The organism is Salinifilum aidingensis, assembly GCF_054782015.1.
This window is the reverse complement of sequence record NZ_BAAGTH010000005.1, coordinates 192523-210639: the sequence shown is the minus strand read 5'-3', so window position 1 is coordinate 210639 and position 18117 is coordinate 192523. Positions and strand designations below refer to the sequence as shown.

General features: G+C 73.8%; 16 protein-coding genes and 2 riboswitches. Of the genes, 9 read left to right on the top strand and 7 right to left on the bottom strand.

Annotation, left to right across the window (positions count from 1 at the left end; translation table 11 throughout):
- Nucleotides 1-343: 343 nt before the first annotated feature.
- Nucleotides 344-1459, bottom strand: coding sequence for an alanine dehydrogenase (gene ald, locus ACYVJE_RS09455; protein WP_461144169.1), 1116 nt, complete (start codon nucleotides 1457-1459; stop codon nucleotides 344-346).
- Between the two features lie 350 nt (nucleotides 1460-1809).
- Here ald and ACYVJE_RS09450 point away from each other — a divergent pair, with 350 nt between their 5' ends.
- Nucleotides 1810-2403, top strand: a complete 594-nt coding sequence (locus ACYVJE_RS09450; protein ID WP_461144168.1) for a GNAT family N-acetyltransferase — start codon at nucleotides 1810-1812, stop codon at nucleotides 2401-2403.
- Nucleotides 2404-2424: 21 nt separating this feature from the next.
- On the opposite strand, the gene ACYVJE_RS09445 is transcribed toward ACYVJE_RS09450, so the two are convergent.
- Nucleotides 2425-4014: a helix-turn-helix domain-containing protein gene (locus tag ACYVJE_RS09445; RefSeq protein ID WP_461144167.1), complete on the bottom strand. Its 1590-nt coding sequence runs from the start codon at nucleotides 4012-4014 to the stop codon at nucleotides 2425-2427.
- 98 nt (nucleotides 4015-4112) lie between these two features.
- Nucleotides 4113-4212, top strand: a riboswitch (glycine riboswitch).
- A riboswitch (glycine riboswitch) is annotated at nucleotides 4213-4307 on the top strand.
- A gap of 62 nt (nucleotides 4308-4369) precedes the next feature.
- On the opposite strand from ACYVJE_RS09445, the gene gcvH reads away from it, so the two are divergent.
- On the top strand, nucleotides 4370-4738 hold the full coding sequence (gene gcvH, locus ACYVJE_RS09440; protein WP_461144166.1) for a glycine cleavage system protein GcvH: 369 nt from the start codon (nucleotides 4370-4372) through the stop codon (nucleotides 4736-4738).
- A gap of 345 nt (nucleotides 4739-5083) precedes the next feature.
- Nucleotides 5084-6439, top strand: a complete 1356-nt coding sequence (locus ACYVJE_RS09435) for an L-serine ammonia-lyase (protein WP_461144165.1) — start codon at nucleotides 5084-5086, stop codon at nucleotides 6437-6439.
- Nucleotides 6440-6476: 37 nt separating this feature from the next.
- Here the strand turns inward: ACYVJE_RS09435 and ACYVJE_RS09430 are convergent, their stop codons facing one another.
- The 4 genes from ACYVJE_RS09430 to ACYVJE_RS09415 all read right to left on the bottom strand — a co-directional run bounded on the left by ACYVJE_RS09430 (nucleotide 6477) and on the right by ACYVJE_RS09415 (nucleotide 9010).
- Nucleotides 6477-6815 carry a DUF202 domain-containing protein gene (locus tag ACYVJE_RS09430; protein WP_461144164.1) on the bottom strand — a complete coding sequence of 113 codons (339 nt, stop codon included), beginning with the start codon at nucleotides 6813-6815 and terminating at the stop codon, nucleotides 6477-6479.
- Nucleotides 6816-6881: 66 nt separating this feature from the next.
- Nucleotides 6882-7271 (bottom strand): YidH family protein, encoded by a 390-nt coding sequence (locus tag ACYVJE_RS09425; protein ID WP_461144163.1) that lies wholly within the window; start codon nucleotides 7269-7271, stop codon nucleotides 6882-6884.
- Between the two features lie 223 nt (nucleotides 7272-7494).
- The gene (locus tag ACYVJE_RS09420; RefSeq protein ID WP_459157091.1) at nucleotides 7495-7902 is read right to left on the bottom strand and encodes an SSI family serine proteinase inhibitor; all 408 of its coding nucleotides are present in this window, start codon (nucleotides 7900-7902) and stop codon (nucleotides 7495-7497) included.
- 220 nt (nucleotides 7903-8122) lie between these two features.
- Entirely contained in the window at nucleotides 8123-9010 is an 888-nt protein-coding gene (locus ACYVJE_RS09415; RefSeq protein WP_461144162.1) for a MerR family transcriptional regulator, read from the bottom strand.
- A 108-nt stretch (nucleotides 9011-9118) separates the two neighbouring features.
- Here ACYVJE_RS09415 and ACYVJE_RS09410 point away from each other — a divergent pair, with 108 nt between their 5' ends.
- The 3 genes from ACYVJE_RS09410 (at nucleotide 9119) to ACYVJE_RS09400 (ending at nucleotide 12767) form a co-directional block, all read left to right on the top strand.
- On the top strand, nucleotides 9119-10270 hold the full coding sequence (locus ACYVJE_RS09410; RefSeq protein WP_461144161.1) for a CaiB/BaiF CoA transferase family protein: 1152 nt from the start codon (nucleotides 9119-9121) through the stop codon (nucleotides 10268-10270).
- Nucleotides 10271-10272: 2 nt separating this feature from the next.
- Nucleotides 10273-11415, top strand: coding sequence for an acyl-CoA dehydrogenase family protein (locus tag ACYVJE_RS09405; protein WP_461144160.1), 1143 nt, complete (start codon nucleotides 10273-10275; stop codon nucleotides 11413-11415).
- 176 nt (nucleotides 11416-11591) lie between these two features.
- On the top strand, nucleotides 11592-12767 hold the full coding sequence (locus tag ACYVJE_RS09400; protein WP_461144159.1) for an alkaline phosphatase family protein: 1176 nt from the start codon (nucleotides 11592-11594) through the stop codon (nucleotides 12765-12767).
- Nucleotides 12768-12778: 11 nt separating this feature from the next.
- Here ACYVJE_RS09400 and ACYVJE_RS09395 read toward each other — a convergent pair whose 3' ends face one another.
- The gene (locus ACYVJE_RS09395; protein ID WP_461144158.1) at nucleotides 12779-13747 is read right to left on the bottom strand and encodes a DUF2332 domain-containing protein; all 969 of its coding nucleotides are present in this window, start codon (nucleotides 13745-13747) and stop codon (nucleotides 12779-12781) included.
- A 248-nt stretch (nucleotides 13748-13995) separates the two neighbouring features.
- Between ACYVJE_RS09395 and ACYVJE_RS09390 the strand changes: the two genes are divergently transcribed.
- The 3 genes from ACYVJE_RS09390 to ACYVJE_RS09380 are packed head-to-tail and all read left to right on the top strand — an operon-like array spanning nucleotide 13996 to nucleotide 18103.
- A complete protein-coding gene (locus ACYVJE_RS09390; RefSeq protein WP_459157085.1) occupies nucleotides 13996-15501 on the top strand; it encodes an FAD-linked oxidase C-terminal domain-containing protein in 1506 nt (501 codons plus the stop codon).
- Nucleotides 15501-16775, top strand: a complete 1275-nt coding sequence (locus ACYVJE_RS09385) for an FAD-binding oxidoreductase (RefSeq protein WP_459157084.1) — start codon at nucleotides 15501-15503, stop codon at nucleotides 16773-16775. Before ACYVJE_RS09390 ends, ACYVJE_RS09385 begins: the two co-directional genes overlap by 1 nt.
- Nucleotides 16775-18103: a (Fe-S)-binding protein gene (locus ACYVJE_RS09380; protein WP_459157083.1), complete on the top strand. Its 1329-nt coding sequence runs from the start codon at nucleotides 16775-16777 to the stop codon at nucleotides 18101-18103. Before ACYVJE_RS09385 ends, ACYVJE_RS09380 begins: the two co-directional genes overlap by 1 nt.
- Nucleotides 18104-18117 lie beyond the last annotated feature (14 nt).

Genomic DNA, 18117 nt, shown 5'->3' with positions numbered 1-18117 from the left:
CGCAGCGGTGCGGGCCGGTGCCCATCCTGCCGGACCGCCGCGGAGTTCCCGGCGGGTGGCGCCGGGGTGTGACGTGCGCCTCACGGGAGGGGGCGCGTTTTCACCCGATAGAACCTGTATCGATTCTGGAGCAAAATCACGCCCCCGAGCGGTTGCTGATTCTCGGCAAACGCCGCCACGTGACCTACACTGAGTGGTGGCGGCCCGCTCCCGGTGACCCCCAGGCCGGTTGAGCGGGCCGCCCTCTTCGTTCCCCGCGTGTTCCCTCCGCAACTGCCGGAGGGGCGACATCACCCGGTGCCGGTGGTGCCCTGCGGTGCGCACCCGCTGGCCCGGCGGGCCCCTACTCGAGCACGTCGCCCACCGCCGTCGCGGCGATCCCGTGGGCCGTTCCCACCGCCTCGTTCGTCAGCACGCCGTCGTGGGCGTTGAGCCCGTCGGCCAGCGCCGCGTCCTCCAGGCAGGCCTGCCGCCATCCCTGGTCGGCCACGCGCAGCACGTACGGCAGGGTGACGTTGGTCAGCGCGTGCGTGGAGGTGTTCGGCACCGCGCCCGGCATGTTCGCCACGCAGTAGAACACCGAGTCGTGCACCCGGTAGGTCGGCTCGTCGTGCGTCGTCGGGTGCGAATCGGCGAAGCAGCCGCCCTGGTCGATGGCGATGTCCACGAGCACGCTGCCCGGTTTCATCGCCGCCACGAGCTCGTTGGACACGAGCTTCGGCGCCTTCGCCCCCGGGATGAGCACGGCGCCGATGACCAGGTCCGCCTCGCGCACCGCCTGCTCCACGGCGTAGCGGTTGGAGGCCACCGTCGTGATCCGGCCGCCGAACGCCCTGTCGATCTCGCGCAGCTTGGCGACGTTGGTGTCCAGCAGTTGCACGTCCGCGCCCATGCCGAGGGCGATGCGCGCGGCGTTGAGCCCGGCGACCCCGCCGCCGATGACGACCACGCGGGCCGGCGGGACGCCCGGCACGCCGCTGGGCAGCATGCCGCGCCCGCCGCTCGGCCGCATCAGCGAGTGCGCGCCGACCTGCGGCGCGAGGCGCCCGGCCACCTCGCTCATGGGGGCGAGCAGGGGCAGGGTGCCGTCGGCCAGCTGCACGGTCTCGTAGGCGATGCCGGTGACGCCCGCGGTCAGCACCGCCCGGGTGAGCTCCTCCGACGCGGCCAGGTGCAGGTAGGTGAACAGCACCTGGTCCCGCCGCAGGTGCGGGTACTCCTCCGGGATCGGCTCCTTGACCTTGAGGACGAGCTCGCCCTCCGACCAGACGTCCTCGTGCTGCCGCAGCACCTTCGCGCCCGCGGCCAGGAAGTCGTCGTCCGGGATGGACGAGCCCGCCCCCGCCTCGGCCTCCACGAAGACCTCGTGCCCGCGGGTGGTCAGCTCGTGCACACCCGCCGGGGTGAGCGCGACCCGGTACTCGTTGTTCTTGATCTCGCGCGGTACAGCGATGCGCACGGTCGATCCTTTCCCTCGGTGTCGCGTGTCACGATCCGTCGCACCGCTGGGCGACGCATCATTCCCACACGATGAGCGTGCCCACCTCCGTTTGTGCCGTCAGCACAAAACGCCTGCGCAAGGAGATGTGGGCCCGAACGGGCGATGACGTCGAAGAGGAGCGCGGACCGCCGGTACCGGTCCGCCGAGCGGCCGGTGCACCCGGTTGCGGTCCTCGTGGGGACCGGGGGCACGCGCTCCGCTGCGCACCTCCAGCGCGGAACACCTGCGCAAGAGCGGTGTGGGGCATGATCGGGGGAGGCCGCGCGTCCGCGGGGCGCGTCCGCGCGAAGCGCTCGAGGAGGGTGACGATGGCAGAAGCAGGCCGAGGGTTCCGCGTCCGGCCGCCGCGCCCGTCCGACCTGGAAGCCCTCCTCGCCATCCACGGCGACCCGCGGACGAACCGGCACAACCCGCGCGGGCCGCTGCGCGACCGCGAGGAGGGCCGAGCCCTGCTGGAGGAGTGGATCGACGACTGGCGGCGCTGCGGCATCGGTTACTGGACGGTGACGGCCTCCCCGGATGTTCCGGGAGGGACCGGTGCGCCGGGAGAGGTGGGTGCGCGGGGGAACCCCGGAGGGGGAGACCCCGGGAGCATCGCCGGTTTCGGCGGCGCGCGGTACCTGGCGGCCGGATCGGCGCGGGTGTTCAACCTGTACTACCGGTTCGCCCCGGACCGGTGGGGGCGCGGGTGGGCCTCGGCCCTCGCGCGGCACGCGGTCGGCGCAGCGCACCGCGCCGACCGCGGGACACCGGTGATCGCGCGGATGGAACCCGCCAACCGGGCGTCCGAACGCGTCGCGGAGAAGGCGGGGCTGGCCTTCGCCGGCCACGACCGCAACGGGCGCCGCGTCCTCGCCGACCGCCCGGTCGCGGAGGGGTTCCTCGCGGACCTGCCCCCGTGAGCGCGGGAGGTCAGCGGGCGCTCAGTCGTGCTGGGCCCACGCGCCGGCGAGCAGCTGGACGAGCAGCGCCGCGCGCACGTCCGGGTCGTCCAGGTCGAGCTGCAGGACCTCCTCGACCCGCCGCATCCGGTACCGGAAGGTGTTCGGGTGCACCCGCAGCTCGCGGCTGGCCCGCCGCGGCTCGGCCGGGTGCCGCAGCCAGGCGTGCAACGTGGCCACGTAGTCCGAGCCGTGCCGCCGGTCGTGCTCGCGCAACGCCGCGAGCGGCCCCAGCGCGCCCACGCCCGCGTCCGTGGCGGCCCCGGCCATCCGCGACAGCACCAGCGCTGGCCAGTGCTCCTCGTACACCACCACCCGCGAGCGGGTGAGCCCGCCGCGGGACAGTCCCACGAGCTCGTCGGCCTGCCCGCGGGAGGCGGCGAGATCGGCGACGCCGACGGCCGTGCCCACGCCGATGAGCGGACGCGGGTCGATGTCCCACCCGGCCAGCGCCTCCCGCAGCGTGCGCCACCCGCCGGGACCGGAACGGTCCGGAACCACCGCGTACAGCAGGTTGCCGATCTCCGTGACCAGCGGGTGCGGCCCGATCCCGCGGGTGATCCACTCCCAGATGCCCAGCCGGTGCCCCTCGTCCGGCCCCTCCGGGGCGGGCACCTCGATCGCCACCACCCGGTGCGGCTCGTTCGACACGGCCAGCTCCGTGGCGGCCGCGCGCCAGCCCTCGCCTCCCTGCAGCAGCAGGCGCACCTGCTCGGCCGAGCGCTGCCGCTCCGCGTCGGAGACCGCGCGCCAGCGCAGCAGGCGCAGCGCCACGAGCGGGGCGGTGTCGGCGAAGGCGGTGGCGCGCTCCTCGGAGACCTCCTCCGGCACCACGGCCCACATCGACCCCAGCAGCTCGCCGCCCATCCGGATGGGCACCACCAGCCGCGGCAGCGTGCCGTCCTGCTGCGCGGGCACGAACACGGCCGAGCCGGACTTGCTCAGCTGCCGGAACGTGCCGCGGGCGCGGAACTTGGCCAGCACCTCGTCCGGCTGGCGCCGCCCCATGATCGTCGACACGCGCGCCGGGTCGATCCGGTCCTGCCGCGCCGAGTGCGCCAGCACCTGCGAGTGCGCGTCCTCGATCGTGACCGGTGCGTCGACGACATCGGCGACCGCGTCGGCCACGCGGAACAGGTCCCCCAGGCCCGGCAGCCCGGTGAACTCCCGCGCGGAGCCGCCGGCCGCGGGCACCTCCGGCTCCTCCCGGCGGCCGCCGGCCTCCGCCAGCGCGGCGCGCACCAGCCACACCAGTTGCGCCCACGAGGTGCCGGGCAGCACTTCCACGAGCGCGAGTCCGGCCTCCCGCGCGGCCGCGCGCACCGGTTCCTCGTCGGGCCACGGCGCCTTGCACAGCAGACCGGCCGCACCCCGCTCGGCGCACTCGGCGACGAGGTCGAGCGCCTCGCTGCGGTCGTGGCACGCCACACCGAGAACCAGATCACCTTCGGTGATCGTGATGTCGGCCTCAGCGACGACGACGTCGCCCACGCACGGGGTCGCGTCCGGCAGAACCGCTGCGCGCAGCAAAGTCGGGCCCACCCGCTGGACGAGCGCGGGGAGTTCCAACATGAGCTGCCTCACTGGTGCGCGGCCGGTGGTGCGGTGGGGCGTGTTGACAGCCCGCTGCGTCCGTTTATCGTGACCACACCGACAATCGCATAAGCCGATGATCCCGAGCGGGAGAGACCCCGAGTGCCCCTGGGCACCGGGGCGCCGAAGGAGCAAGACTCCCCGCAAACTCTCAGGCCCAGTGACCGCTCGGAGGAGGTGACTCTGGAAAGCGGCATCACCGCAGGTGCCGCACCCACGGTGCAAGTCGCGCACGCGGCGAAGCTCTCAGGTTCCGCAACAGAGGGGGAGGCCCATCCCGGGCAGTGCACTGACCGCGGCCTGCCCGGACGACGAACGGACGGAGCCTCCCGACATGACGTTGCCGAGCGAACTGCACTACACCGAGGAGCACGAGTGGCTCTCCGACTCCGGTGAGATCACCCGGATCGGCATCACCCAGCACGCCGCCGACGCCCTCGGCGACATCGTCTACGTCCAGCTGCCCGAGGTCGGGGAGCAGATCGAGGCGGGGCAGTCCTGCGGCGAGCTCGAATCCACGAAATCGGTGAGCGACCTCTACGCGCCGGCGACCGGGGAGGTCACCGCCGTCAACGAGGCCGTGGTCGACGATCCTGCGATCGTCAACTCGGACCCGTACGGTCAGGGGTGGCTGCTGGAGGTGCGCGTCACCGAGATGGGCAAGGTGCTCACCGCCGAGGAGTACCAGCAGCTCATCGGTTAGGGCCTGTTCCGGAACCTCCTCCGTTGTGCGCGGGGTTCAGCGTGGATGCGCCGCGAGGCGGTGGAGAGCGGCGTGGCGGAGTCCCCTCCGAAAGGGGCGGACGCTGCCCCGCGAGGCGCCACGCTCCCCGCACAGCAGGTGTGCGAGGTTGCGGAACAGGATCTTGGATCCTGAGGGAGTCCGGGCGGCCGGCCGCCCGGAGCGACGAGCCCACCGGCCGCCGGTGCACCGTTCCCGCCCGCGTTCACCGCGGTGCCGCTGCACGGGAATGACCAGTGAGACGACACCGCGGTCGCTGGCAGGGCGCGGTCCCGCGGCCTGACAGCACAACAGGGGGACCGATCAATGGCGATCAGCGTCTTCGACCTCTTCTCCGTGGGAATCGGACCGTCGAGTTCGCACACCGTCGGCCCGATGAGAGCTGCCCGCATGTTCGCCGAACGGCTGGAGCGGGACGGCGCGCTGCCCGCGGTCGCGCGGGTGCGGGCCGAATTGTTCGGATCGCTCGGCGCCACCGGAACCGGCCACGGCAGCCCGAACGCGGTGCTGCTCGGCCTGGAGGGCAACGCCCCCGAAACGGCCGACCCGGCCGTCGGCGGCGAGCGCGCGGCGGAGATCCGGCAGAGCGGCAGTCTGCGGCTGGCCGGTTCCCGCGAGATCCCGTTCCCGGTGGACGACGACCTGGTGCTGCACCGGCAGAAATCGCTGCCGGTGCACCCCAACGGCATGCGGTTCTCCGCCACCGACTCCTCCGGTGCGGAGCTGGCCAGCGCCGACTACTACTCCGTGGGCGGCGGTTTCGTCGTCGACGAGCAGGCCAGCGGCACCGACCGCATCGCCCCGGACGCGACCGCCGTGCGGCTGCCGTTCCACAGCGGCGAGCAACTGCTGCACACGGCCGTCGAGCTGGGGCTGCCGATCAGCGAGGTGATGCGCGCCAACGAGATGTCCTGGCGCAGCCCGGAGGAGGTGCGCGACGGCCTGCTGCACATCTGGCACGTGATGCGCGAGTGCGTCGACAACGGGTGCCGCGCCACCGGCCACCTGCCCGGCGGGCTGAAGGTGCGCCGCCGCGCGGCGGACCTGCGGGCGAAGCTGTCCGACGAGGACGACCCGACCGAGTGGGCGGGGCTGTACGCGCTGGCGGTCAACGAGGAGAACGCGGCCGGCGGCCGCGTGGTGACCGCGCCGACCAACGGCGCGGCGGGGATCGTGCCCGCCGTGCTGCACTACTACGCGCGGTTCGTCCGCGGTGCCGACGAGGACGGCATCGTGCGCTTCCTGCTCACCGCGGGCGCCATCGGCGCGCTGTTCAAGGAGAACGCGTCGATCTCCGGTGCCGAGGTGGGCTGCCAGGGCGAGGTCGGCTCGGCCTGCTCCATGGCCGCCGCCGGGCTGACCGAGGTCCTCGGCGGCACCCCGGCGCAGGTGGAGAACGCCGCCGAGATCGCCGTCGAGCACAACCTCGGGCTGACCTGCGACCCGATCGGCGGGCTCGTGCAGATCCCGTGCATCGAGCGCAACGCGGTCGCTTCGGTCAAGGCGATCACGGCGGCGCGCATGGCGCTGCGCGGCAACGGCACGCACTTCGTGTCCCTGGACAAGGCGATCAAGACGATGCGCAACACCGGGCGCGACATGAAGGACAAGTACAAGGAGACGGCGCGGGGCGGCCTCGCGGTCAACGTCATCGAGTGCTGAAGGCCCGCTCGCAACGGAGGAGGTCGCGCACGGGCTCTCAGAGCACGATGTACAGCAGGGCAGCGGCGCCGGTGAGCACCACCGCCGCGGTGACCGCCGCGTGCAGCCCCGCACCGGGCAGCGGGCGGGCGGCGTGCAACCGGCGCTCCTCCTGCAGGTTCCGGCGCCAGGTCAGCCACGTGCTGCCCGCGGCCAGCGGCACGAGCACCACCGCGCAGACGGCCGCGGCGAGCACGCTGTGCCAGGCGAGCAGCCGCAGCAGCACGAGGACGCCCACGGTGAACGCCAGCGTGGTGCGCAGCCAGGCCAGGGCGGTGCGCTCGGTCTGCAGCCCGGGGTCCCAGGGCTGCCGGGGGCGCGGTCCGTTCGCCGTCATCGCGGTGCTCCCTCCGCGGCGGGCGCCCTCTCCGCGTCGGGTGTCCGTTCCCTCGCGGTGCGCATCTCAGACGCCGGGCAGGAACATGAGCACGCAGGCGAGCACACCGGCCGCGACGAGGCCGTAACCGAGCACGGGCCCGAGCCGCGGGGCGGGCAGGGTGCGCCCCGCGCGCAGCGCCCGCTCGGTGGCGAACCAGCGGTGGAACGCCCCACCGGCGCAGGCCACCCCGCCCGCCACGAGGAGCACCGCGAGGATCGTCCGCAGTGGACTCGCGGGTGAGTGCGGTACGACGTTGAGGGCTTCCACACCGACGCCCGCCGCCATCAGCGCCAGCGCGGTGCGGATCCACGCGAGGAAGGTTCGCTCGTTGGCGAGGCTGAAGCGCGGGTCCGGGTCCTCGCCGGTCGCGTACAGCCGCCGCGGCCAGCGCTCGCCGTCGGGTTCGGAGGCCATACCGCCAGGTTATCCGCTCGCACCGGCGGGCCTGCGGAGCAGGGAAGACCGCTCCGGGACCGGGAGCTGTGCTGGGGCCGCCCCGGCGGGGTCGATCCGGCGTGGGGAACGGTCCAGCGCGGGGCGATCCGGTGGGCCGATCCGGTGTGCCGGAGCGGACGACTGCGCGGGGCAGCCGGGACGCCCGGTACCGAGCCGGCGTCCCGGCGCGCGGCGCGGTCGTTCAGAACTGGAAGATCTTGCCGGTTTCGGCCTGCATCCGGCAGGAGTTCGAGTACTCCTTCTGGAAGCGCACCGGCTCACCCCTCCAGTCGCCGGTGGCCGTGGCGGTGACGGGGGCGTACTCCATCGTGCACCGCATCTCATCGCTCTTGAGCGTGTTGAGCTTGCCGTTGGCGCTGGCGAGCGAAGCGCACGCCTGCCGGGCCGCGGGATGCGATCCGCCGGCCGGGTCGCAGGTGAGCACCGCGGCGCTGCGCGCGGAGTCCTGCTTCTGAACGGTCAGCGTGAGCATGCTGTCGGCGGGCTCGGCCGCGGGGTCGGGGTTGGCGGCGGCGCTCGCGACAGCGGGGCTGAGTGCGAGCCCGGCAGCGGCGACCGAGCCGAGCACTGCCCGACGGAACCTGGTCATGTGCACACTCCTCTGCGAAGGTAGCGGACTGCCACCATCTTTATCGGCGTGCGCGGCGTTGTGTATCGGGTATGCCCGAATTTAACTTGATCGAGGTTCCGAGGCGCTGCGGTTGTGACGAGAAGTAACGATCAGCGGCGCTCTTTCCGCTCCGGTGATCACACCGTCGGGTGGTGTCCGCTGTGGTCTGATCACGAGCGGGGAGCGCGTCGTCCGGTCGTCACCGGCTCGGGCTCCGCGGCCGGGAGGACCGCCCGGCGTCCGCGCCCCCTTCCGCCGCGCCGGAGTCCTCCCCGGGTTCCCCGCGGGAATCCCCCGTGGATGCGGAGTGGTCCGCGCCGCGGTCCCCGTCGGTGGATCCGTCCACGTGCGACTCCTCCCGGCTCTCCCCCACGTGGTGCCGGATCACGCGGTTGACCGCGCGCTGGAACCCGTCCACGAGCACCCGCAGCGTCAGCGGCCGCAGTTCGTCGGCCACCGCCTGCACCCGTTCGCGCTCCTCCTCCGGACGTCCCCGCTGGCGGTACGGCCGCAGCACGTTCTCGGCGAAGAGCTCGCGCAGCTCCACGGCGATCTGACCGGTGTGCTGGTCCACGATCTCCTTGGCGCGCACCAGCATGTCCTGCGGCAGGTCGAACTCCAGGATGCGCAGGCCGACGTCGAGCATGGCCGGGACCAGCAGCCGCACCCGCCCGGAACCGTCGTCGAGGCGCTGCACGATCCCCAGCTGGACGAGCTGGTCGATGCGCGCGTCGTCGAGGTGGCGCCCGGCCCGCTGGTCGAGCTCGTGGCGGTCGAGGTCCTCGGCCTGGTCGTCGGTCCACGGGGCGATCAGCGCGCGCTGCAGGGCCAGCTCCGCGGGGGAGGCGTCGTCCGGGATGCGGTGCAGCTGCCGCTCGATCGCTGCCAGGGTGAAGCCGAGCGCCTGCAGCTCCCGGATCAGGTCGAGCCGGGCGAGGTGCTCGCCCGAGTACATCCCGGTCCGCCCGCGCAGCCGCGGCGGGGGGAGCAGCCCGCGCGAGGAGTAGAAGCGGATCGTCCGCACGGTCACCCCGGCGCGGGCGGCCAATTCATCGACGGTGAGCTCGTCGTCCGCTGTTCGGAGCATGGCCGCACGATACTCCTTGACCTCTGTGACACCAACGGTGTAACACTGAGCACGTCACAATCTCTGCGGGGCGCGCCGTACCGGACGGGCCCGGGAACGAGGTGGTTCGTGACCGAATCCTCGCAGGCCGCGCGCCCGGCGGGGCCGCTGGCGGGCGTGCGCGTGGTGGAACTCGCCGGGATCGGACCGGCGCCGTTCTGCGGCATGCTGCTGGCCGACCTCGGCGCCGACGTCGTCCGCGTCGACCGGCCGCAGAACGCCGGGAACCCGGCCGACGTGCTCGACCGCGGCAAGCGCTCGCTGGCCGTCGACCTCAAGCACGCGGACGGGGCGGCGGCCGTGCGCGGCCTCGCCGACCGCGCCGACGTCCTGCTCGAAGGACTGCGCCCCGGGGTGACCGAGCGGCTCGGCATCGGCCCCGAGGACTGCTGGCGCAGCAACCCCGCGCTCGTGTACGGGCGGATGACGGGCTGGGGCCAGGAGGGGCCTCGCGCCGACCGGGCCGGGCACGACATCAACTACATCGCGCTCACCGGGATGCTGCACTCCATCGGCCGCGCCGGCGGTCCGCCGCAGGTGCCCGTGAACCTGCTCGGGGACTTCGGCGGCGGCTCCCTCTACCTCGCCGTCGGGGTGCTGTCCGCGCTGCTCGAAGCGCGCACCAGCGGACGCGGCCAGGTCGTCGACGCGGCCATCGTGGACGGTGCGAGCCACCTGGGCACCATGCTGTTCGGCATGCTCGGCGCCGGTCTGTGGACGACCGAGCGGGGGACCAACCTGCTCGACACCGGCGCCCCCTACTACGACGTCTACGAGACCGCCGACGGCGGCCACGTCTCCGTCGGCGCGCTGGAACCGCAGTTCTACGCCGAACTCGTCGAGCGGCTCGGGCTCGCCGAGCGGTTGCCCGACCGCGACGACCCGGCCAACTGGCCCGAGATCCGGCGCGCGTTCGGCGACGTCTTCCGCACGCGCACCCGCGAGGAGTGGGAGGAGGTCTTCGCCGGCTCCGACGCGTGCGTCGCGCCCGTGCTGTCCATGACCGAAGCGGCCGAGCACCCGCACGTGGCCGCGCGGGCGGTGCTGCCCGAGGCCGGCGGCGTCCGGCAGCCCGCAGCCGCACCGCGGTTCAGCCGAACCCCGGCGGAGCCGCCGCGGGAACCCCCGCGCGCCGGTGCGCACGCAGCCGAGGTCGCCCGCGACTGGGCGCTCGGCGACGACTTGCTCGAGTCCGAAGCCGTGGTGCGAAAGGAAGTCTGACGATGCGGCGGGAACTGTACGACACCGATCACGAGGCGTTCCGCGACACGGTGCGCACCTTCGTGGAGAAGGAGCTCGCACCGCACGCCGAGCAGTGGGAGCAGGACGGCGTGGTCAGCCGCGACGCCTGGCTCGCGGCCGGGCGGCAGGGCCTGCTCGGGTTCGCGGCCGAGGAGCGGCACGGCGGTGCGGGGGTCGACGACTTCCGGTTCAACACCGTCTTCGCCGAGGAGCTCGTCACCGCCGGGATCACCTCCTTCGGGGCGCCGCTGCACAACGACATCATCGCCCCCTACCTGCTGAAGCTCGCCACCGAGGAGCAGCAGCAGCGGTGGCTGCCCGGGTTCTGCTCCGGCGAGCTCATCAGCGCCATCGCGATGACCGAACCGGGGGCGGGCAGCGATCTGCAGGGCATCACCACCACGGCGGTGCGCGAGGGCGACCACTACGTGCTCAACGGGCAGAAGACGTTCATCAGCAACGGGATCCTCGCCGACCTGGTGGTCGTCGTGGCGCGCACCGATCCCGAGGCGGGCCACGAGGGCATCAGCCTGCTCGTCGTGGAGCGCGGCGCGGAGGGCTTCGAACGGGGCCGCAACCTCGACAAGATCGGCCAGAAGGGGCAGGACACCGCCGAGCTGTTCTTCAACGACGTGCGCGTGCCCGCGGAGAACCTGCTCGGGCAGGAGGGGCAGGGCTTCGTCTACTTGATGGAGAACCTCCCCCAGGAGCGGCTGTCCATCGGCGTGGCCGCCGCGGCCGCCGCCGAGCACGTCCTCGACGAGACGACGCGGTACTGCCGGGAGCGCACCGCCTTCGGCCGCCCCATCGGCAAGTTCCAGCACGTCCGCTTCGAGCTCGCCGAGATGGCCACCGAGGTCCAGATCGGACGCACTTTCGCCGACCGGTGCGTGCAGGAGCACAACGCCGGTGAGCTGAGCATCCCCGACGCGGCCATGGCCAAGTGGTGGTTGACCGAGATGAACAAGCGCGTCGTGGACCGCTGCCTGCAGCTGCACGGCGGTTACGGCTACATGGCCGAGTTCCCCGTGGCCAAGGCCTACCTGGACTCGCGCGTCCAGACGATCTACGGCGGGACGACGGAGATCATGAAGGAGATCATCGGCCGTTCCCTCGGGATCTGAGGGCCTTTCCCGCCTCGCAGAGCGTTCCACCGCGCTCCGCCTGCTGCGCGGGTGGCGGGCCGGTGCTCCGGGAGCACGTCCTCCCGGAGGGCTGGCCGCGCACCCGGTCGCCGCGGGAGACTGGCGGGCGGTGTCCGCCGGTGCCGCGATCGGAGAGGCGTGCGATGGAGCGTTCGATGCCGTACCTGCCGGACTGGGTCGTCCCGCCCGACCCGGCCGGGCGCACGCTCGCCGCCGTGCTGCCGGGCCTGCTCGCGGCGATGGGCGCGCGCGGGCACACCGACGCGGTCGGGTTCCCGGAGTGCCGCAACGCGATCGTGCTGCTCGTGGACGGCCTGGGGCAGCAGCTGCTGGCCGAGCACGCCGCCGACGCGCCGTACTTGTCCGCGTTGCCCGCCGCGGAGCCGCTCACCGCGGGATTTCCCACGACCACGGCCGCCAGCATCAGCTCGCTCGGCACCGGCAGGTGCGTCGGCGAGCACGGCATCGCCGGCTACACCTTCGCCGCACCGCCCGTGGGCGGGCTGCTGCACCCGCTGAGCTGGAGCACGCACGGCACGGAGGAGGACGCCGCGGGGCACCGCACCGGCCTGCTGAGCACCTGGCCGCCGGAAGCGGCGCAGCCGCGCCCCACGATCGCCGAGAGGTTGACGGGCTCGGGGATCGAGCTGCGCACGGTCGTGCCCGCCGAGTTCGCCGGCACCGGACTGACCCGCGCCGCGCTGCGGGGGGCGCGGCTGCACGGGGTGCGCGCCCTCGGCGATCTCGCCGAGGGGATGCTCGCCGCGGCGCACGCCGATGCGCCCACGCTGTGCTACGCCTACCACGGGCACGTCGACCTGCTGGGGCACGCGCACGGTCCGGGTTCGGACCCGTGGCGCTTCCAGCTGTCCCAAGTGGACCACCTGGTCTCCTCCGTGGCCGAGCGGCTGCCCTCCGGGGTGTCGCTGGTCGTGGTGGCCGACCACGGGATGGTCGCCGTGGACCCGTCGGAAGTGTTCGACGTGGACACCGACGCCGCCCTGTCCGCGGGCGTGCGCCAGGTGGCCGGCGAGGTCCGCGCGCGCTACGTCTACCCCGAGCCGGGCGCGGCCGGTGACGTGGCCGAGACCTGGCGGGGCGTGCTCGGCGAGCGCGGTGTGGTGCTCACCCGCGAGCAGGCGATCGACGAGGGGTGGTTCGGCCCGGTCGTGGACGACGAGGTGGTGCCGCGGATCGGCGAGGTCATCGCCGTGATGCGCGAGTCCGGCGTCATCCGGTCCACCGTGGAGCCCGGGGAGTCGCGGCTGCTGGGCCACCACGGTTCGGTTACCGCCGCGGAGCAGTGGGTCCCCGTCCTGCTCGGGCCGTAGCGCGGACTCGCTCAGTCGCCGAGCCAGCGGATCCACGCGCCGTGGCTGTGCACCTGCGCCAGCGGGCTGCCGTCGCGGGTGAGCGCGAAGTCCGTCCCGCCGTCGGCCGGTGCGTCGGCGATGCCGTCCAGCGCGGTCGGGGGTTCGTTCGCGATCCAGCGCGCCCCGAGCCCGCGCACGGCCGCCGCGAACGCGCGCCTGCGCTCCGGGTCGACGTAGGGCAGCACCGCGGTGTGGAACACGACGAGCGTCGCCTCCGGCGGAGCCGCGCGGGCGAGCGCGGCGAGGTCGTCCACGAGGTCGCCGCGGTGCACCGGCGGTGGATCGCGGCGGGCGACGATCACCGCGGCCTCCAGGCGCCGGGCCCGTTCCGGCTGGCCGGGCCAGACGAGCGCGCGGAGCCAGTCGGTGTCGGCGGTGTCGTCGACGCGCAGCGGATGCTGGTCGATCCCGGCGCGCCACACCACGCGGGGCGGTTGCGCGGGCAGCGGCACCGGTCCGCGCGGGCGGCAGGGCAGCACCGGCGCACCGGGCTCCGGCGGGTCGAGGCGGTGGCCGGCGTAGTCGTAGCCGTAGCGGTCCGGCAGCAGGGTCAGCCCGGCGCTGGCACCCACTTCGAGCAGGGCGAGCGGCTGCGGCAGCTGGGCCAGGGCGGGCAGCAGCACGGCGCAGCGCCCGGCCTCGTTGGTCTGCGTGCGGCGGGTGCGCAGCGCGCGCTCCAGTTCGGCGCCGCGCCCGCGCACCACCGCCCGCAGCGCGTCGAGGTCGGCGGGCAGCCCGGCGACCCAGCGCAGCGCCGCGAAGAACAGGGTGGGTTGCCGCCGGTCGGGCGGCAGCCGGTGCAGGAAGGCGAGGAGCTCGCCGTCCTCGGCGATGCCGCGCGCCCACTGCTCGTACCGCGGCGACTGCCCGCGCGCCGCGTGCTCGGCGAAGCTGCGGTAGTTCTCCGCGGTGGACCGCTCCGCTTCCAGACCGATCAAGGGCGCCTCCTCGTCCTGCCGGTGATGGTGGCACGTCGGACTCGCCAACGGCGCGTGACCGCGGGCACAATCGATCGGTGGCAGCGGTGCGTGGGCAGCGGCTGCTCCGCGGGGCGCCGCGAGGACGGCGCGCGGCTGCATCGCCACCTCTTGTATCTATGTGGGCTACAACCTAGGGTTCACGATCGAACCCGAAACCTGACTTCCGCTGAACGAAAATCCGCTGACGAGATTCCCCGGAGGCGGTCATGTCGGCCAGCACGACGCACGACCCGGCCGAGCGTCCCGGCGAGCAGCAGGACGTCGCCGGCGCCGTCCGGCGGTTCCGCGCGCTCCTGCCGGAACGCGCGATCATCACCGATCCGCAGCAGCTGCGGACCTACGAGTGCGACGGGCTCGCGAGCTACCGCGCGACCCCCGCCGTCGTGGTCCTCCCGGAGACGGCCGAGGAGGTCCGGGCGGTCGTGCGCACCTGCCACGAGCACGGCCTCCCGTTCGTCGCCCGCGGCTCCGGGACCGGCCTGTCCGGCGGTGCCCTGCCGCACTCCTCCGGCGTGCTCGTGGTGACCTCGCGGATGCGGCGCATCCTCGACATCGACGTCGCCAACGAGCGCGCCGTCGTCGAGCCCGGCGTGATCAACCTCGACGTGACCAAGGCCGTCTCCGCCGACGGGTACTACTTCGCCCCCGACCCCTCCAGCCAGCAGGTGTGCTCGGTCGGCGGCAACGTCGCGGAGAACTCCGGCGGTGCGCACTGCCTGAAGTACGGCTTCACCACCAACCACGTCCTCGCGCTGGAAGTCGTCACCCCGGACGGGCAGCTCGTCGAGCTCGGCGGGCCCGCGCGCGAAGCGCCCGGCTACGACCTGCTCGGCGCGTTCATCGGCAGCGAGGGCACGCTCGGCGTCGCCACCAAGATCACCGTGCGGCTGCTGCGCGCCCCGGAGAGCGTGCGGACGCTGCTGGCCGGGTTCCCCTCCACCGACGAGGCCGGGGCCGCGGTCTCGGCGATCATCGCCGACGGCATCACCCCCGCCGCCATCGAGATGATGGACGCCCTGTCGATCGAAGCCGCCGAGCAGGCCGTGGCCTGCGGCTACCCCGAAGGTGCGGGGGCCGTGCTGGTCGTCGAGCTCGACGGGCCCGCCGCCGAGGTGGAGCACGCCTTCCGGCTGACCACCGAGCACTGCGAGCGGCACGGCGCGTTCGAGGTGCGCGTCGCCGCCGACGACGCCGAGCGCGCTCGCATCTGGAAGGGGCGGAAGTCGGCCTTCGCCGCGGTGGGGCGCATCAGCCCCGACTACATCGTGCAGGACGGGGTGATCCCGCGGACCGCGCTGCCCGAGGTGCTCGGCCGCATCGCGCGGCTGTCCGCGGAGAGCGGGGTGCGCGTCGCCAACGTCTTCCACGCCGGCGACGGCAACCTGCACCCGCTGGTGCTGTTCGACTCCGCCGAGCCGGGCGCGGCCGAGCGGGCCGAGGAGGTCTCCGGGGCCATCCTCGACATCTGCGTCGAGCACGGCGGGTCGATCACCGGCGAGCACGGGGTGGGCGCGGACAAGGTCGTCTACATGGGCCGGATGTTCACCACCGAGGACATGGCCACGATGCAGGCGGTGCGCTGCGCGTTCGACCCGGCCGGGCTGTGCAACCCGGGCAAGGTCTTCCCCACGCCGCGGCTGTGCGGCGAGGTTCCCGGGCCGCGGCGCGGTGTGCATCCGTTGACCGAAGCGGGATTGGCGGACCTGTTCTGATGAGCACGAGCACCTCGGACGAGGCAGGAACGGCGGACCGGGCCGGAGCGGCGCTGCGGGCCGCGCTCGGCGCGGAGCGCGTCAGCGCGGCCACCGGGACCGACGCCCAGCTCGGCGCGCGCTGGCGCGTCGCGGCCGGCAGCACCGAGGAGGTCGCCACCGCGATGCGGGTGAGCTCCGAGCACGGGCTCGCGGTGGTGGCCCGCGGCGGCGCGACGAAACCGGACTGGGCCGCGGAGCCGGAGCGCGTCGACGTGGTGCTCGACGTGGCCGGCGTGCGCGGCGTCGTCGAGCACGCGGCCGGCGACCTCGTGGTGCGCGCCCGCGCCGGCACGCCGCTGGACGAGCTCAACGCCGAGCTGCGCCGGCACGGCCAGCAGCTCGCGATCGACCACCCGCTGCCGGGCGCGACGCTCGGCGGGGTGGTCGCCACCGCCGAGTCCGGTCCGGCGCGGCACTCCTCCGGCGGCGTGCGCGACCTGCTCATCGGCATCACCGCGGTGCTCGCCGACGGCACGGTGGCCACCTCCGGCGGCAAGGTCGTCAAGAACGTCGCCGGCTACGACCTCGGCAAGCTCTACACCGGCTCCTACGGCACGCTCGGCGTGATCACCGAGGTCGTCTTCCGGCTGCACCCGGTCAGCTCCGAGCACCGCTGGATCCTGGCCACCGCGGACGCGCCGGAGGAGGCGGGCCGGATCGCCGCCGCCGTCCGCGGCAGCCAGGCCATGCCCACCGCGATCGAGGTCGACCGGCCCGAACCGGACGGACCGCTGGCGGTGTGCGCCGAGCTCGAAGGCCTGCCGGAGGTGACGCACCGCCGCGCGGAGGAGCTCCGCAGCTCCCTCGGCCTGGAGGCGGAGATCCGCTCCCGGCCACCGGAGTGGTGGGGGAGTTACCCGTTCGACGCGAGCGGCGGCACCGGCCTGCGCGCCGGCGCGCCCCCGGCCGAACTGCCCGACCTGCTCGCGGCGGTGCAGCAGGCGGCGGCCGAGCACGGCGTCACCGCCGCCGTCCGCGGCGCGGCCGGTCTCGGCGTCGTCCACGTGGGACTGGACGGCGCAGCCGATCCGCACCGGGCGGCTGCCCTCATCGGCGAGCTGCGCCGGCGCTGCACCTACGCGGTCGTGCTGCGCGCCCCGCGGGAGGTCCGCGCGGCCGTGGACGTGTGGGGACCCGTCGAGCCCGGGCTGCACGCGTTGTTCGCCCGCACCAAGCACTACTTCGACCCGGACCGGCGCCTGGCGCCCGGGCGGTTCGCAGGAGGGATCTGATGACGCAGGGGACATCCGGTGAGGCGGCGGGCCCCGGCGCGTTCGACGCGCTGCACCCGCCGCAGCAGGAGCTGATCAACGACTGCGTGCACTGCGGTTTCTGCCTGCCCGCGTGCCCCACCTACGAGCTGTGGGGCGAGGAGATGGACTCGCCGCGCGGGCGGATCGACCTCATGGACCTGGGGCTGCAGGGCGAACCGCTCACCGGCACGATGGTCGGGCACTTCGACAACTGCCTCGGCTGCATGGCCTGCGTCAGCGCCTGCCCGTCCGGGGTGCGCTACGGCGAGCTCATCACCGACACCCGCGCCCAGGTGGAGCGCAACCACACCCGCAGCCGCTGGGAGCGGCTGCTGCGCGGCGCGATCTTCGCGCTGTTCCCGTACCCGCGGCGGCTGCGCGCCCTGCGCGCACCGCTGGCGCTCTACCAGCGCTCCCGGATCGGACCGCTGCTGCGCAGGACCGCGCTGTGGCGGCGGCTTCCAGCGAGCCTGCGCACCATGGAGTCGCTGACCCCGCCGGTGCGGCGGGCGGAGAAGCTCGGGAAGCGCCTGCCCGCGCGCGGCCGCCGGCGCGCGACCGTCGGCATGATCACCGGCTGCGTGCAGAGCGCGTTCTTCCCGGACGTGAACGCGGCGACGGCGCGCGTGCTCGCGGCGGAGGGCTGCGACGTGGTGATCCCGCCGTCGCAGGGCTGCTGCGGCGCGCTCAGCGAGCACTCCGGTCGCGCCGAGGAGGCCGTCGGGTTCGCGCGGCGCCTGCTGGACCTGTTCGAGCGGTCCGAAGTGGACTACGTGGTGATCAACTCGGCCGGCTGCGGCTCCACCCTCAAGGAGTACCCGCGGCTGCTGCGCGAGGACCCCGAGTACCGGGAGAAGGCGGAGCGCTTCTCCGCGCGGGTGCGCGACGTCAGCGAACTGCTCGCCGAGCTGGAACCGCGGGCCGCGCGGCACCCGCTCGAACTGGACGTGGCCTACCACGACGCCTGCCACCTCGCGCACGGCCAGGGCATCCGCTCGGCGCCGCGCGAACTCCTCGCCGGCATCCCCGGCCTGCGCCTGCGGGAGATCAACCGCGGCGAGCTGTGCTGCGGCTCGGCCGGGGTGTACAACCTGCTGCAACCGGAGGCCGCCGGCGAGCTCGGCGACCGCAAGGCGCAGAACGTCCTGGACACCGGGGCCCACCTGCTGGTCAGCGCGAACCCGGGCTGCTCGATGCAGATCCGCACCGCGCTGCAGCGCCGGGACGAGGAGCTGCCGATGGCGCACACGGTGCAGCTGCTCGACGCCTCGCTGCGGGGCGTCGACGCGCAGCAGCTGCTGCGTTGATGGAGTCCGCGGAT

Excerpts from the sequence above, each read along its gene's own strand:
- ACYVJE_RS09450 (WP_461144168.1), top strand. The coding sequence starts at position 1,810 with ATGGCAGAAGCAGGCCGAGGGTTCCGCGTCCGGCCGCCGCGCCCGTCC.
- ACYVJE_RS09445 (WP_461144167.1), bottom strand. The coding sequence starts at position 4,014 with ATGTTGGAACTCCCCGCGCTCGTCCAGCGGGTGGGCCCGACTTTGCTG.
- gcvH (WP_461144166.1), top strand. The coding sequence starts at position 4,370 with ATGACGTTGCCGAGCGAACTGCACTACACCGAGGAGCACGAGTGGCTC.
- ACYVJE_RS09435 (WP_461144165.1), top strand. The coding sequence starts at position 5,084 with ATGGCGATCAGCGTCTTCGACCTCTTCTCCGTGGGAATCGGACCGTCG.
- ACYVJE_RS09430 (WP_461144164.1), bottom strand. The coding sequence starts at position 6,815 with ATGACGGCGAACGGACCGCGCCCCCGGCAGCCCTGGGACCCCGGGCTG.
- ACYVJE_RS09425 (WP_461144163.1), bottom strand. The coding sequence starts at position 7,271 with ATGGCCTCCGAACCCGACGGCGAGCGCTGGCCGCGGCGGCTGTACGCG.
- ACYVJE_RS09420 (WP_459157091.1), bottom strand. The coding sequence starts at position 7,902 with ATGACCAGGTTCCGTCGGGCAGTGCTCGGCTCGGTCGCCGCTGCCGGG.
- ACYVJE_RS09415 (WP_461144162.1), bottom strand. The coding sequence starts at position 9,010 with ATGCTCCGAACAGCGGACGACGAGCTCACCGTCGATGAATTGGCCGCC.
- ACYVJE_RS09405 (WP_461144160.1), top strand. The coding sequence starts at position 10,273 with ATGCGGCGGGAACTGTACGACACCGATCACGAGGCGTTCCGCGACACG.
- ACYVJE_RS09400 (WP_461144159.1), top strand. The coding sequence starts at position 11,592 with ATGCCGTACCTGCCGGACTGGGTCGTCCCGCCCGACCCGGCCGGGCGC.
- ACYVJE_RS09390 (WP_459157085.1), top strand. The coding sequence starts at position 13,996 with ATGTCGGCCAGCACGACGCACGACCCGGCCGAGCGTCCCGGCGAGCAG.
- ACYVJE_RS09385 (WP_459157084.1), top strand. The coding sequence starts at position 15,501 with ATGAGCACGAGCACCTCGGACGAGGCAGGAACGGCGGACCGGGCCGGA.
- ACYVJE_RS09380 (WP_459157083.1), top strand. The coding sequence starts at position 16,775 with ATGACGCAGGGGACATCCGGTGAGGCGGCGGGCCCCGGCGCGTTCGAC.